This is a genomic window from Amygdalobacter indicium (assembly GCF_029101545.1).
Taxonomy (GTDB): domain Bacteria; phylum Bacillota; class Clostridia; order Saccharofermentanales; family Fastidiosipilaceae; genus Amygdalobacter; species Amygdalobacter indicium.
Window position 1 is genome coordinate 297409 of the sequence record NZ_CP118866.1, and the last position, 15699, is coordinate 313107.

Sequence of the window (15699 nt, forward strand, 5' to 3'; positions counted from 1 at the left end):
TTATGTTTGTAGAAATTAAGTTCTGCAAGCGCCGTGACGGTTTGAGCGAAAATTTATATTTCATCCGCCCAATCGGCCGGGAAACCGAGGTGTGCCAAATCGATAGCATCCTTGTAGTCGCTTAACAGCAGCAACAAACGCTCTTTTACTTCTTTTTCCCATAAAAATTCCGGGGGACAAAGCTGTCGCAAAACTTTAAGGAGCGGCCAAAGTCGTCTTTCGGCAGCCGGAGCGACATTTATTCCTGCCGGTACAGCGCTGAAGGTACGATAATAAAGGCGGTTGAAATGGGCGCAAATATTACGCAGCTGCGTCAAACAAACCAACCAGCTGGCCAGTTGACGATATTGGACGTGATATGCGGCGGCGATTGTTTTTTGGTCACAAGTCAAAAGGTCACAATAAAAGCGGGAAAGCATACCGAAAGAAAACAATTCCGTCATAACCCAAAGTGGAAATTTACCGCCGTATTTATCCAGATGGTGTTGTACGAACAGCAATTTGGCATTCAGATGTACCTGATTTTGCAGAGATTGCAGAAACTGCGCATGTTGATGCTGTAAATTAAAGTGTTGCGCCTGCAAATAGCCCAAAGGACCGTATTTGGAAGTGTGACAATAAGCTAACTTCGTCCTTAAAGAAATTTCAATCGGCTCCAGTACACCGTAAATGATTTGGCGCAACAGACGATCAAACTCATAAACTTGATAAATTTGCTCAAAAGTGACACCGGGACGAAACTTGCCGTCAGCCCGCTTAAATGCCTGAAAATAAGGCGAAAGACGATAATAATTCAAATTGGCCAGACGCTCGGTGCAAAGCTTTTCATCCAGAACAAGACAACCGTGTTCCTGCAATACTTGCATTTGCTGGCGATGACTTTTATTCGGCTTGACATTTACCGGTGCCTGCACCGATGCCGATAAATTAAACGGTTTGTCCAAGTTAGGCATAATACTCATAAACTCTCAAATTAATGTCTCCCCTTGGGACACATCTGCGAGAGGTGCAGGGGAGTCCTATTACTTACATTATACCCTTATTCAGTAGAAAATGTTATAATCACCGATATATTTTAGCTGCAAACTCAATTGAGGGAGGGCTTTAGCCTATGTCGGTATCCCACTTGGAAAAAAGAGCTGCTTTCAGCGGCAAAATCGGTTTTGTCATGGCTTGTATCGGTTCGGCCGTCGGGATGGGAAATATTTGGCGTTTCCCGATTATGGTGGCAATATTCGGCGGCATGAACTTCATCCTGCCGTATTTAATTTGTGTTTATATAGTGGCAGTTTCCGGCGTAACGGGCGAATTTGCTTTGGGCCGGGCAGCGCAGGCGGGAACAATTAAAGCCTTTATCTATTGCTGTACGGCGAACAATAACGCGAGAGACGGAAAGAGGAAGGACGCCATAATCGAGCGGATTGCCGTGATTGCAGGCGCTTTGCCTGTTTTGGGCAGTCTGGCATTAGCTGTCGGTTATACGGTAGTTATGAGTTGGATTTGCCGCTATACCTACTTAGCCTTGAGCGGTCACTTGTTGCAGGTTAAAGCAACAATAACGGATACAACGGCGTTATTTCAGGAAACTGCTGCCAATAATACAATTTGGATAGTTGCCGCGATTGCTTTGAGCTTATTAATTTCGGCCTTAGGTGTAGGTAAGGGCATTGAAAGAGCTAATAGAATAATGATGCCGTTATTATTTTTTCTTTTTCTGTTGCTGGCAGTTTACGTAGCCTGCCTGCCTGCCGCCCGCTCGGGATATGCTTACATTTTCAACTTGCAGGCGGATAAAATGACTGATCCTGTTCTTTGGCTTTTCGCTTTCGGCCAGGCCTTTTTCTCTTTGTCGGTTGCCGGGAACGGTTCGGTTATTTACGGTTCTTATTTGCCTAAGAATGAAGATCTGCCGCAGGCGGCGCTGCATGTGGCTCTATTTGATACTTTGGCCGCTTTACTTGCCGCTTTAGTAATTATTCCGGCGATGGCAGCCGGCGGTGCGCCTTTGAACCAAGGGGGACCGGGTTTGCTGTTTGTTTGGCTGGTGCAGGTCCTGCAGGGTTTGCCTTATGCTTATTTTTTGCAGACTGTCTTTTTCGTAGGGATTCTTTTGGCCGGCTTAAGTTCGCTTATTAATTTGTATGAATCCCCTGTTGCCGTTTTGCAGGAAGAATGGAAGTGGCGGCGTATTCCGGCTACTTGTGCAGTTTTGTTGTGCGGCGGACTTGCAGCGCAACTGATTAATCCGATTACAGCGAGGTGGATGGATATAGTTTCAATTTATATTTGCCCTTTGGGCGCTTTTCTGGCCGCTTATATGTTTTTTTGGCGCGGCGGTATGAATTTGGTCCTGTCCGAGGTTAATTCGGGAAGCAAACACCCCTTAGGTAAGTGCTTTTTCTATTTCGGGAAATACATTTATTGCTTTTTGTGTTTGCTGGCGTTGACAGCCGGTGCTTATTTCGGCGGTATCGGGTGAGACGTGCTGTTGTCGGCTGCAGCTTTAAATTCAACTTCATTTGAAGATAGAGCAGTGATTTTTCGAAAGCAACAATCCCACTCGTTCATTTTTTCGGGGCTAATAATAAGGTTAAGCGTTGTCAGAATTGCTTCATGTGTTTTTATAGCTTGTTCCTTTTTACCCTGCAAATAATCATACATAGACTGAAGTTCATATAAGTAAAGTTTTTCAAACAAGAAATAAGTGGGATATTTTTTTAAAAACAGTAATTGTAAAAGATTTCGACAGGCACAAATTTCTTTTCGTTCAATAAAAACATAAAGGCAGTTTAAAACAGTATCAATTTTGATGCGATCAAGGTTATTTTTCAGAGATTGAGGTATGCTGCTCATAATGGTATCGGTGAATATTATCAAAGCTTCGGTTGTAAAATAAGGAACTATATTTCCCAATAGACCTACATCCAGATTAGTCCAGTACTCTAAGGAAAAAAAGTAGTCGGATAGTTGATGTATAACCGCCTGTTCAACAGTTTTCTGTTTAAGTTCACATATTATAACTTCTAAAACGAGAGAAATAATGAGGTAAATATATTGCTCGTTTTTACGAGACAGTTCTTCAAGTCGATTTTTAATATTAGATAGTGCAGGGATATCCTTAAGCCTCAAAGCGTCCTCTATTTGTTGACTGACTAAATAAAAATCTTTGTCCCGGAAGTCTTTCCATTCGAAAAATTCATTAATTTCAACCATCATGTAGCCTAATAATTTAAATAGTACATCATTTGAGAGGTTAGTGTGTCCATTTTCAAAGTCTGAAATACTGGTTGCAGAACCGGCTAATTTTCCCAAGGCTTTTAGGGAAAGTTTTCTCTGCTTGCGAATGGCCTTAAATTTTTCTCGATTGTTCATGTACGGATTTCCGAAATTTCCCTTTCTTAAATTTTTAGCATTATATAATACAAACAATCAAAATGAAAGGCGGGGAAAAGGCGGAGCTTGCCCCAAACGTGATATTTTCAACGAATGCAACAAAATATTATGCAAAGTTTTGAACTTGCAATTTTATCTAATAAACTAAATTATGAATTAAAGGTGGAGTAAGATGCTGACGATTATTAGAAAAATATCTAAACTAAAATTGCTTATCTATATATTATTTTCTTTATTGTATTCTTTCCAAGGCTTGCTTATGTCTTTTCTTATACAGGCAGCCGGAAAACTTGATGTTGAAGATACACGCATGATTTTAATATTCGGAGCGGGTGGAGTGCTGCTGTTTGTCTTTATTTATGCTTGCATGTACATAAATAATGTTATGATAAGAGCAATAATTGAAGATTTTAATATCCTGGTTTCTAAAAAAAGTATTGAAAAATTTTATCAAAAGAGACTAAAATATACGCCGTCCGAGCTGAATTCTTTTTTGACTCAGGATGTTCAGATGTTTTGGCAGGAATACCTTGCACCTTTATTGGTTTATCCGGTCTTTTTTCTCTCTATTTCAGCATCTGTAGCGTATCTTCTGCTGCAAAATGTTCAAATAGGTTTATTGTTTACAATTGGTGGCTGCTTAATGATTATACCGCAGTTTGTTTTTAATAAAAAACTGCAGAAAAAAGGAGAAGAATTAAGTACAGCCAGAATAAAAAGTATGGAATCAATTACAGATTTTACTCAAGGAATAGATGTTATTCGCAGTAATCAAGCAAGCAAACCGTTTTCGGCCCATGTTTTGGGAACTATTAGAAATACAGAAAATAAACAATATAGTTATTTTACAACACATAATTTGGTTATGTTTTGGACAGGTCCGCTGAAAGGAATCGGACTGGTACTTCCACTGATGATAGGTTTGCTTTTAATAAGGACAACATCTTTAACCCTTACAACTTTACTTGCAATGATGACAGCTGCGATGAACCTCATTTCTCCATTGCAGCAACTTCTTGATGGAACTGCAAGATTGCAGTCAGCTAAATTTATTAAGGATAAAATAATTTCTGCTTTAAATGTAATTAATGATAGCGACGATAAGGTGGCTATGGGAGATAATCCATCACCTGGTAAAGAAAAACTGAAAATTTCGGCTAAAAATCTCAGAAAATCGTTTGCAGATAAAATCCTTTTTGAAAATTTAAGCTTTAATATTCCTTTTGGGAATAAAATTTTATTATCCGGAGCAAGCGGCAGCGGAAAGTCAACTTTATTCGGAATATTAAGTGGAGAAGATTCCGACTTTTCCGGCAGCTTATATTTGGAAGATGAAAATGGAAATTGCTATGAGCCGTCATATACTAATGTGTCTGTAATTCATCAAAGCCCTTATGTGTTTAAGGGAAGTTTGAGAGATAATTTAGCATTATTTCAAAACTTTTCCGACAACGAGTTATTGGATGTTCTACGGAAAGTTAAACTTGCTGATGCAGTGGCGGATAATCTTGATTTTCAACTTGATGGACAAAATTTATCCGGAGGGCAGAGCATGAAACTGGAACTTGCCAGATGCTTGTTAAGACTTAAGCCGATTTTACTTGTGGATGAGGTAACGGCTGCATTGGATGAGACTAATGCTCGAGAGATTCGGGGCCTGATTTATGCACAAAATTGCACAATTATAGAAATATCACACAAAGATGTTAACAGTAATTTTGATGAGATTATTAAACTGGAAGATTATAAACCGTCAAGGTTAAAAGAAGTATAATTCTCGTGGAAGCATATACAGTAAACTAGGGAATAATGATTCTACCATACCGGGACATTATCATTTGTGAATCATAGTGAATCATAGAACTAATACAGCTTTTTTGACTTGTTTTGACAAAGAATCTATAATTAATTAGTTAGCGAATTTAGCATATATAAGGAGATAAATATGTTAGTAAATCCACCGATTGAGAAATTATTAAAACATGTTGAAAATCGTTATTGTCTCGCTATTGCCATTTCCAAGCGTTGCCGACAGTTGGTGAACGGCGGCTTGCCGTTGGTAAAGAGTACAACTAAGAACGAAGTAAGTTTGGCCTGCGAAGAATTTGCAGCCGACAGCGTAGTAGGCGTTATGAAAAACGTTCGTCCGTCAGTCCCTTTGCGCCCGGATGTTGTTGCCCGTAAACGCCAGGAAAGAGAGCTGCGTTTCCAGGAGATGGCCGAGAAAGCCAAAATGGCCGAGCGAAATGAGCGCTTAGGCGATGAAGAAGAGAAAGAAACTGTTACAGCCGCAACTGAAAAACCGGAGTTTGCCGGGGAAGACGTTATGGATCAGGACACCGACAGCATTGAGTCGATGATTGAAGCGGAAGACAACGAAGATAACGAAGAAGAGTAAGAGAAAAGAGTTGAAATTATGCCGGTAGAGAAAGTCAAAGGACAGAATGCAAACGGTTTAACGATGGAAAAGCTGGTAGCTTTGTGCAAAACACGGGGCTTTGTTTTTCCCGGTTCCGATATTTATGGCGGATTGGCTAATGCTTGGGATTACGGTCCTTTAGGCGTTTTGCTGAAAAACAACCTCAAAGCTGCTTGGTGGAAGCGCTTTAATCAGGAAAACGAGTATAATGTCGGCCTGGATGCAGCCATATTGATGAATCCGACTGTTTGGCAAGCTTCCGGTCATGTCGGCAACTTTAATGACCCTTTAATTGACTGTAAAACTTGTAAGAGCCGTTATCGGGCGGATAATTTGGTTGAAGATTTTGTTCAGGCGCATGTAGAAGCACAACCGGAATTGGCACAGTTGCAGATTGAAGGCGCAGATAATGCCGCTTTAACGGAAATTATCGAAAAATATAATATCGTTTGCCCTAATTGCGGTAAACTGGATTATACGCCGATTCGTCGTTTCAATATGATGTTTAAGACCCATCAGGGAGTGACGGAAGACAGTGCGACCGAGTTATATTTGCGACCGGAGACAGCTCAAGGAATATTTGTTAATTTTGTCAATGTGCAAAGAGCTATGCGTCTGAAGTTGCCTTTTGGCATTTGTCAAATCGGTAAATCTTTCAGAAACGAAATTACTCCGGGTAATTTTACTTTCAGAACCAGAGAATTTGAACAGATGGAATTGGAGTTTTTCTGTAAACCCGGTACATCTTTGGAGTGGTTTAAGTACTGGAAAGATTATTGCTATCAGTTCCTGCTGGATTTGGGCTTGAAAGCGCAGGAGTTGCGTTATCGGGATCACAGCAAAGAAGAGTTGTCGTTCTATTCCAATGCGACCAGCGATGCGGAATTCCTTTTCCCCTTCGGTTGGGGCGAAATTTGGGGTATTGCCGATCGTACGGATTATGATTTGAAGCGTCATTCGGAATTTTCAAAACAGGATTTGAGCTATTTTGACGCCGAGAGCAATGAAAAATACATTCCCTACGTCGTTGAGCCGTCTTTGGGTGCCGATCGTCTTACTTTGGCTGTTTTATGTTCCGCCTATGAAGATCAGACTTTGGAGAACGGCGAGAGTCGTACCGTGATGCATTTCCATCCGGCTATCGCTCCGATCAAGGTTGCAGTTTTGCCTTTGAGTAATAAGTTGACCGAGCAGTGTTTACCTTTGTATCGTGAGCTGTCCAAGCATTTTATGTGTGAATTTGACAGCCGGCAATCTATCGGTAAGCGTTATCGCCGCCAGGATGAAATCGGTACGCCTTATTGCGTGACTTATGATTTTACTTCGCCGGAAGATCAGGCAGTGACCATCAGAGAGCGCGATACGATGGAGCAGGTGCGGATACCGATGAGTGAAACTGTCGCCTGGTTGCAGGAGCATTTGCCGCTCTTTTAAATTTACAGCATCCGCTTGCATACCGGTAAAAATGAAAATACCCGCTGTACCTCCTTATAGGCGGTCCGATGCGGGTATTTTTTTGTTTGCTGTTTCCGGCGCCGGGATAGATTGATTCAGGCTTAATTCAGCGGCTGTCAGCGGCTGAGAGAATACCATTTATCCTTTATTTTTTGTCCGATTATTTGGGCGATATTGAAGAAAGAACAGCTTAAAGCTGCTGCCAGTAATGCCGTCAGCAGGCAGATTAAAGCTTTCCATTCCGGGGTAAGCTGCTTAAATTGTTCGAAGTAAGGTGCAATTATCGGATCAATAGGTAGATAATTCCAAGATAGGATTAAAGGGAAACAATAGTTGCCGCCTACATAAAACAGGATAAAGAAGGCGCTGAAAGCTGTGAGAATACTGATCAGGCTACAGCCCCAAAAGAAACAAATTAAAAGGACTGCCGGTAATAAGAGCAGAAAAAAGAGTAGGCGGGGTAAAAATAAAGACGAAGTACTCGGCTCGCTCGCAGATACGGCCGCTGTTTCAACTTGCGGTTCTGCTGTCGGTTCGCTACTTGTTTCAGGCTTTGTCTCTACTTGTGTTTCCGTGACAGTTTCCGCTTTAGTTTCTGTACTCGTTTCAGTAGCCGTTTCTTCTGTCTGCCGGTCAATTACAGCATTATCTTCATTTTTCGGATCAGTTACATTATTATCGACCATATGTTTTACCTCTTCAATCATTTCCTTTAATCATAACACAACGATAATTTAATTGTCCGCCCCGTCGGCATTTACAACAGCAGGCTGATCTTCAGCTGTATAAACGGGATAATTTCGGAAAACTTCAGCTTGCGCCAAAATTTGCTCAGCCTGTAATTTGTCCGGATGATAATGAGCATAAATCAAAGCGGCAATTTCAGCTAATACCTGTTCGCCCGCCGGTCCCAAGTCGGTCAGGACAACCAAAGAAAAAGGATTATTCGCATCCAAACTGAAGCCGACAGAATTCATGGCATTTTCAAAAGAACCGTATTTTTGCGCCATTATGTGCTGCATTGGCGGCAACAAATTAAAATATCTTGAAGTTTGCGCTTGGGTCATATCTTCCAGTAACTGTTTATAAGTTGTTTGCGCAGCGCTATAAATGGCCCGGGCACAGGCTGTTAAAATTTGGGCATTAATTAGATTCCCTTCCTGTAAATAAGCCTGATCCGGCTGAATATTAAGGAAAGAGCAGGTTAAAGTCTTGAATTTGTCGAAACCGCCCAAGTGCTGAAATAAAACGTGAGCAGCTGTATTGTCGGAACTGATAACCATATGCTTCAAAAGCTCTCTCACAGGAATAGAGTCACCGGTTTTGTAAGTGCCGGCCACCGCTTCGCCCTCATCTGTCATGGAAGCGTCCAACAAATAAGTGTCACTCAAAGCAACTTTGGATTGGGCAACTAAATCATAATATAAAGTCGCTAAACAAAGTTTGTAGGTACTGGCTGCCGTAAAATAACAACTGCTGTTGAAGGTGTAGCGGCTTTGCGTGCGAAAATTCAGGACATCGACGGCCAAGTGCCGACCGTCAAGTTGCTTTTTCTCCAGATATTGCCGAATTAATCGGCTTATTTCCTCCTGATCGGCTGTTTGCGGTGAAATAACGACTGCGGGAGCCGGTAAAGTGGAAATTGTTTGCGGCAATTTAAGTTCGTTTTTGGCCATGGTAAGTTTCCTCTTTTCTGTCGGCGGCACAAGCGGCCTCGCCTTATGTTCGGAAGACTTTTGACAGGAACTGAATGTGCCGCCGGCTAAGGCTAAAGCCAGGAGCACGCTTAATTTGCGCCCGATTTTACCTCGTTTTATAGCGCTGTCGTTGCGGCTGAAGTTGCTGTGCGGAGCAAGGCTGTGCTGATTCATATTCCCCCCTGAATTATGTCATTGTTGAGTGCTACTAAAGTTATTATTATATATGTAAATTGAAGGCGTCGGCAATACCACGCCCCGGGGACAAAGGACAGCAATTCCCGGCAAAAGGATTAATCATTTGCCGCCGGGCGGAACAGAGCTTTTAATTTATCCCAAAACTTGGCTTGCGGCTCGTCAACGGGTGCAGCTGCTTTTTCATCCGGCAAACTTATGCCCGGATAAACCATGATAAATTGAGTTACCGTTTGTGGAGCGTTTTTTTCAGCGATAAAAGAATGCGGGCGGAAATTCTGACCGAGGAACTCGGCGATCATTTTTTCCATCTGCTTTTGGGCTTTAAGCGCCATGCCCGAGGTAGCTTGGGCCAACTTAGCAAAACCGGCAGTGTAAGCCTGTAAACCTGTCTGATATTCTTCACTGCCGTCAGCCAGGCGCTCCAGACCGTCAGCCAATTTGTCGCTGCCTGCGGCTAATTGACCGGCACCGGCTGTGAGTTTGGCGGAACCGCTTGTGAGTTCACCTTTTTTTTCGCCCAATAAATCGGCATTGGCAGCCAATTTTCCCGAACCGTCGGCTAATTCCTGTAAGCCGGCAATCAGCTGTTTAATTTGGTCGATTGCCTGACTTAATTCGCTCAGTTGCAATTCTTTTTTGCCTTGATTTTTCTGATTGAATTTATGCAGCAGTTCCTTCGCTTGTGCCAAATGTTTTTCAGTCTCACTGATTTTAGCGATGATTTCCGCCGGATTGCTTGCAGTACCGCCGTTTAAAAGCTTTTGTAAGTCCTTGATATTTTGTGTGAGGGCGGCAATATCATTCAGCTGACTTGCCAACGAGTGCAGTCCTTGGCGCAATTCTGCCAGCTTTTGCCGAATATTGCCGGCAGGATTTGCCGGTTGGGGATTAGGTAAAGCCGTCAACAAATAACGTCCGGCAAACGGTAGACCGATACTGCCGCTTACAGGCAGGATTGTCGGGGCCTTAACAGGGGGCTTTTCAGCTGCAGCTGCTGCCGGGGAAGAATGCGGCTCGGGCGGCATTTCACGTTTTTCACTCGGACTTGGCGCTTCTTTTTTTTCAGTTTGAGCTTCGGCTTGAGGCAACTTGGGGGCGGACTTGTCGCTAACAGCATTTCCTTGCGGGAGAGAGCGGCTTGGAACAAGATTGGCAGTTGCCGGCAATAAGTCTTCAATTTGCTTAATCAGACTTTCCAGGTGGCTGATTTGCTGTTGCAGAGCGGCAATATTAATATCCGGTAATTTGATTTTGCTTAATTGCAGCAATAATTTTTGATTTTGTTTGAAGAGCGAGAGGATTTTATCCAAACTTTGCAATAACAAATCCATTTGTTGCTCCAACTTTTGCAAATCGATTTTTTGCATATCCGGCGAAGCCTTGTCCAAATACTCCTTGAGATCTTCCAGAAAAGCCAGTTGAGCCTGTAATTTGTCGCTGCTTAAGGCCTGCTTGACCTGCTGCATACCGCCGTCCAGGCGTTTAACACCGGCAAAATACTGTGTTAAGCCGTCGCTGTAACGCTGTAAGCCGTCTGTGAAAGCGCTTGCGCCGTCAAACAGCTGTTCACTGCCGGAAGCTAATTTCCGACCGCCGCCGGCAAGTTCCTCAATCCCTTGATTCAGCCGGGAATAGCCGGAACTGAGAGCACCGGCAGCTAGGTGTAATTGATTTATACCGTTTTCCAATTGGCTTAAACCGTTTAATTGCTTTTGCAGTAAGCTGCTGCCGTCAAGTTTGAAAGTCAAGGGCAAAGCGGTCAACATGGCTGACGGAATATGAATATTGTTCGCATCGGCAGTTACCGTATATTCGGCTTCCTGTTTCGGCAATTTCAGAAATACAATATTAGTTTTATCGGCAGCCAGACTTATTTGCGCCTGTTCGGCCTTAATGTTGTGGAAGGAATTTAACGGCAAAGCGAGGGTGAATTGGAGAATATAGCTGTCAAAAAAGCTCGAGTCGACGGACTTATCGGCGCTGATTTTCATTTTCAGCGTGAAATGCCCGCTTTTCCCGGCAATCTCCGTCGCCGTCATTTCCTGCCCGTCCAGTTGGTAAGAATACTCAATTTTCCAAGGCAGAGACGTTTTTTGCAATTTAGCCTGATAATAGAAAAATTCGCCTTTTTGCAGGGGGAATTTAACGGCGGTTAAATTGTCGGCTTTGGAAGTTTCCAACTTTTTTTCCGGTTTCAAAGAAACAGTTTCACTGTAATTACCGTAATCGGTTACATTGCAGTCTTTTTTAGCTTCGAAGTAGTTGACGGCATATAGTTCGTCCGGAGCGTTGAGATTGCTGTATATAAGTTCGTGTTTGATATAATCTCGATTCGGGGTATCTGCAGCCGTTGCCGTTGCGCTTGCCTTGGCGGTAGAAGTTGCCTGTGGACTTTTCTGCTTCGGTAAATCGCTTGCCAATAAGCCGGCGAAAAGACTTGCAATCAGCAGAAGTGAAACGAGCAGTGCTAAAAGTCGGTATCGGAGCTTCAACCTCGAGGTGCAGCGGGTCTCGGAATGAGAGGAGCGGGCATGAGAACGGGATTTTTTCTGTTTATCAATTGCAGGTATAATTTTGTTAGCCATATTAATCTCCTATTTGTCGCCGTGCTGTTTAAGCTTGTCGTTTACGGCAGTTGCAAGTACAACGGACTTAGCGGCCTTGTTTTTTCCGCTTCTTTTGAGTTTGAGTAACAAATTGCCCAATTTTACGAACAAAGGATTTAAGTCGCTCTTTTCTATAAGCTTATCACACCAATATAACAAATTTGGTAAAAGTAAGAGGACATTTGCCAAAGATAAAAGAGCTCCTCTACCTAAAACCTGTCCGATTTCGCTAACCGCGTTAATGGAAGAAATCAAGGCTAAAATATAACCGCAGCCGCTTAAGATGAAAGCGGGAGCCATAAGTGAGGCGCAGGTTTCTTTGAGCGTACGGGTGTAAGCTTGCAATTTCGGATAAGTTTTACGATAGTTGAGATATTTTTCGCACAATAAAATGCCATAATCCACCGTTGCTCCCAGTTGGAAAGTATTAATTACCAGGTAGCCGATAAAATTCAGGCGGGTAGAGGAAAAATAAGGTACCGCAAGATTCAGCCAGATGGAAAATTCGATCGTTAAAACAATGAGCAGCGGCACGATAATGTTGCGAAAATTGCAGAGTAAAACGAAAAAGACGGAGCCGATAATGAAGTAGTTAATAATGATGTTATCGTGCTCGATCGCCTTTTTCATATCCAACAAAGTAAAAGCTTCGCCGACGGTATAATAAGGCTGTTTCAAGTGTTTATCGGCAATTTTTCTGACAGCTTGAGCCAAAGCGAAGGCGGGCTTGGAATCGGCTTTTAATTTGCTTTGAATGATGATTCGTTCATAAGAGGGTGAAACAAGTTGCTTTATTAAAGCGGGCGGAAGAGAATCTTTCGGTACGTCATTGCCGACTTGATTGGCATAGCTGATAACGGTATTAACATGCGGCAAATCTTTCAATTCCGCTGTCATTGCGGCGGTAGCGGGCGAATCTTTTCTATTTACCATAACTACATAAAGCAGAGAACGTCCGAAAACACTTTCCAATTGCTGCTGCGCCTTAAATTCGGGCGAGTTTGCCGGTAAATTGCCCATCCCGTAAGAAATATCGCAACGCTTTTGGGCGATGAAGGCCAAGGGGAGAAGCAACAGGGCGATAATTAAATAAGTCAGACGGAACTTGCGGGCAAAAGCAGCCAAAAAGCCGAAACGTTCAGCCCTTAGAGGGGGCTTATAGGATAACTTGCTGATCAGAGGGGCGAACAGACGAATAAGACAGGGCAAAAAAGTCAGGACACAAATCAAACTGAAGACAATACCCTTGGCTAAGACGATGCCCATGTCCCAACCGAGAGTAAATGACATCAAAAGCAGGACGATAAAGCCGAAAAAAGTAGTAACGGCCGAGGAAGTAATACTGGAAAAACTGCGGTAGACAGCTTTCACCAAAGCAACCTGTAAATTGTCACCTTCCGCCAGAGATAATTTGAACTGATGCAAAAGGAAAATTGCATAGTCCATAGATACGGCAAGCTGCATAATGCCGGCAATAGATTGGGTGATAAAAGATAAATCTCCTTTAAGAAAGTTGGTGCCCATATTAAGCAGAACAGCCAAAAAGATTGTAATCAGAAAGATGAAAGGCTCCAAAGCGCTGGAACTGATCAGAAAAAGTATCAGCAAAGCAAGCGGTACGGCGTAGAACAGGATCTGTGTTACTTCTTTGCCCACAGCCAAATTAGCTGACGCCATATCCAAAGCCTGACCGCTTAAGTAAATTTCCCGCGGCGCCAAGTCTTTCTTCAGCTTCTGAATATAATAGCCGTAATTATGAGTTTGTACGACCAACTCGTAACGGGCAAAACCCTTTTGCAGATAATTTTTGACATAGTCCGCTTTTTGCAATTTGAGCGGGAGGGTAATATCGGTAATATCGTCCAAAAAACGGACACTTTGGACTCCCGGATAGTGCAACAGTTCCTGTTTGAATTGCAAAGCTGAAGTTAAACTGTCAGCCTTAATCGCCAAGTTCAAATTGGGAATAGCATCATTGAATTCCTGCTTCAATAATTTTAAACCGCGGGTGGAATTACTGGCCGGCGGTAAATAATGACTTAAGTCGAAACGCACCTTGACCTGCAGTAGTGTAAAACAGGAAATAATCGCCAAAATGAAGTAAAGGATTATAACGGAGCGATAATGTTTGATGATTTGTTCAGCTAATTTTCTCATAATTAATCCTCATATAAATTCGCATCTTCATCATAGCATTTTATGCTCGCCGATAAAGCAAAAATGTGCAAGAATATTGTTTATTTTATCCGTTAATCCGGTTAATATTTTGCTAAAATAGAAAGGGTAGGAACATCATTTGCCGGATGGAGAAGAGGATAAAAATGGATAATCGCTTGAATTATTATGTAGAAGCTTTATTGAATTACGGCCGCCGGGAAGGTCTGCTTTTAAGTGAGGGAGATGTTATATATTCCCGCAATCGGCTGTTGGCATTGCTGCAGGAGGACGGAGACGAGTATACGGGTAAGCTGCGACCGGAAGAAGAGACGGAAATTGCCGACTTACAACTTGTCGATATTTTGCAGGGCCTGTTGTTGGAGGCGGATATTAAAAATTTGGTTGACGGGACGTCAATTGCCGCCTGCGATTTGTTCGACAGCCAACTGATGGATTGCCTGTTGCCCCGACCGAGTGAGGTAGAGGCGAAATTCAGGCTTTTACAACAGCAAAGTCCCAAAGCTGCAACCGACTATTTTTATCATCTCAGCCAAGCTTCCGATTATATTCGGACTTATCGGGTGTGTAAGGATGAAAAGTGGCAGACGGCGACCGATTACGGTATGCTCGATATAACAATCAATTTGTCCAAACCGGAAAAAGATCCGCGCGCCATTAAAGCCGCGGCCACGCTTAAGTCCGGCACTTATCCGCAATGCGTACTTTGTAAAGAGGCGATGGGTTACAAGGGGAGATTGAATTATCCGGGGCGGAGCAATCACAGAATAATCCCGTTGACTTTGGCCGGTGAAGATTGGTATCTGCAATATTCTCCGTATGTCTATTACAATGAGCATTGTATCGTCCTGAGCGCTACCCATCGTAAAATGGCGGTAACGGCTCCAACTTTTGAGCGCTTGCTGGAATTTGTACGGCAATTTCCCCATTATTGCTTAGGATCCAATGCCGATTTGCCGATTGTCGGCGGTTCAATTCTGAGTCATGACCATTTCCAGGGCGGCGCTTACGTTTTCCCGATGCAAAAGGCGCAAGTGCTCTTTTCTTTGCCGCCGCTGCCTGATTTTCCGCAAGTCCAAGTTGATTATCTTAACTGGCCGCTTAGTGTTCTGCGTTTACGTTCGGCCGCAGCTGAGGCTTTAGTTGGTGCCGCCGACAGAATTTTACAAGCCTGGCGCACTTATTCGGATCCGGCCTGTGCAATTCTCGCCCAATCGGCAGTTGACGGTAAGGAAGAAAAGCATAATACAATTACGCCTATTGCCCGTAATTTAGGGCAGGAATATGAGCTGGCCTTAGTTTTGCGCAACAATCGGACAAGTCCGGAATATCCGTTGGGAATTTTCCACCCGCATGCCGACAAGCATCATATAAAGAAAGAAAACATCGGTTTGATTGAAGTCATGGGACTTGCTGTTTTACCTGCCCGTTTGCAAAGTGAATTGCAGGCATTACAGCAGGAACTGATTAAGGGTAAGACAGGTGAAAATAATGCTGCTTTACAAATTCACAGTTCCTGGGCCGGTGATTTATTAAAGCGCTACGGTGCGGCAGCTTTTCGCGGGGAAGAGGGGCAGGCGCTTTTGCGTCGGGCCGTGGGCGAAGTTTTTGCTTCCTGTTTGGAAGATGCCGGTGTCTATAAGTTGGATGCTGCCGGCATAGAAGGAGTTAAACGTTTTTATGCTTCACTTTGAAAAAACACCGGGTCGGAGGCCGGCTGCAAGGGGCCTTTTTGGCTTTTCGGCGAAAGTGAAGT

The 15699-nt window shown here is 43.2% G+C and carries 11 protein-coding genes; 5 read left to right on the forward strand and 6 right to left on the reverse strand.

From position 1 onward, the window contains the following. Positions 1–53: 53 nt before the first annotated feature. The gene (locus PYS60_RS01180; protein ID WP_315570105.1) at positions 54–962 is read right to left on the reverse strand and encodes an Abi family protein; all 909 of its coding nucleotides are present in this window, start codon (positions 960–962) and stop codon (positions 54–56) included. A gap of 149 nt (positions 963–1111) precedes the next feature. On the opposite strand from PYS60_RS01180, the gene PYS60_RS01185 reads away from it, so the two are divergent. Further along, complete coding sequence (locus tag PYS60_RS01185) at positions 1112–2479, forward strand: sodium-dependent transporter (protein WP_315570107.1); 1368 nt, start codon at positions 1112–1114, stop codon at positions 2477–2479. Here the strand turns inward: PYS60_RS01185 and PYS60_RS01190 are convergent. Next, positions 2458–3372 (reverse strand): helix-turn-helix domain-containing protein, encoded by a 915-nt coding sequence (locus PYS60_RS01190; protein WP_315570109.1) that lies wholly within the window; start codon positions 3370–3372, stop codon positions 2458–2460. The two genes, PYS60_RS01185 and PYS60_RS01190, sit on opposite strands and share 22 nt — an antisense overlap. 193 nt (positions 3373–3565) lie before the next feature. Here PYS60_RS01190 and PYS60_RS01195 point away from each other — a divergent pair, with 193 nt between their 5' ends. The 3 genes from PYS60_RS01195 to PYS60_RS01205 all read left to right on the forward strand — a co-directional run bounded on the left by PYS60_RS01195 (position 3566) and on the right by PYS60_RS01205 (position 7246). After that, a complete protein-coding gene (locus tag PYS60_RS01195) occupies positions 3566–5167 on the forward strand; it encodes an ATP-binding cassette domain-containing protein (RefSeq protein ID WP_315570111.1) in 1602 nt (533 codons plus the stop codon). Between the two features lie 171 nt (positions 5168–5338). Beyond that, entirely contained in the window at positions 5339–5791 is a 453-nt protein-coding gene (rpoZ, locus tag PYS60_RS01200; protein WP_315570113.1) for a DNA-directed RNA polymerase subunit omega, read from the forward strand. Positions 5792–5809: 18 nt separating this feature from the next. Beyond that, positions 5810–7246, forward strand: a complete 1437-nt coding sequence (locus PYS60_RS01205) for a glycine--tRNA ligase (protein WP_315570114.1) — start codon at positions 5810–5812, stop codon at positions 7244–7246. Between the two features lie 137 nt (positions 7247–7383). Here PYS60_RS01205 and PYS60_RS01210 read toward each other — a convergent pair whose 3' ends face one another. From PYS60_RS01210 to PYS60_RS01225, 4 genes are all read right to left on the reverse strand, one after another. Further along, on the reverse strand, positions 7384–7953 hold the full coding sequence (locus tag PYS60_RS01210; RefSeq protein ID WP_315570116.1) for a hypothetical protein: 570 nt from the start codon (positions 7951–7953) through the stop codon (positions 7384–7386). Positions 7954–8001: 48 nt separating this feature from the next. Then, a complete protein-coding gene (locus tag PYS60_RS01215; RefSeq protein ID WP_315570118.1) occupies positions 8002–9138 on the reverse strand; it encodes a serine hydrolase in 1137 nt (378 codons plus the stop codon). A 119-nt stretch (positions 9139–9257) separates the two neighbouring features. After that, entirely contained in the window at positions 9258–11747 is a 2490-nt protein-coding gene (locus PYS60_RS01220; protein WP_315570121.1) for a YhgE/Pip domain-containing protein, read from the reverse strand. A gap of 9 nt (positions 11748–11756) precedes the next feature. Continuing rightward, positions 11757–13925 carry an efflux RND transporter permease subunit gene (locus PYS60_RS01225; RefSeq protein ID WP_315570123.1) on the reverse strand — a complete coding sequence of 723 codons (2169 nt, stop codon included), beginning with the start codon at positions 13923–13925 and terminating at the stop codon, positions 11757–11759. A 164-nt stretch (positions 13926–14089) separates the two neighbouring features. Here PYS60_RS01225 and PYS60_RS01230 point away from each other — a divergent pair, with 164 nt between their 5' ends. Beyond that, complete coding sequence (locus tag PYS60_RS01230; RefSeq protein ID WP_315570125.1) at positions 14090–15637, forward strand: UDP-glucose--hexose-1-phosphate uridylyltransferase; 1548 nt, start codon at positions 14090–14092, stop codon at positions 15635–15637. Positions 15638–15699: the final 62 nt, after the last annotated feature.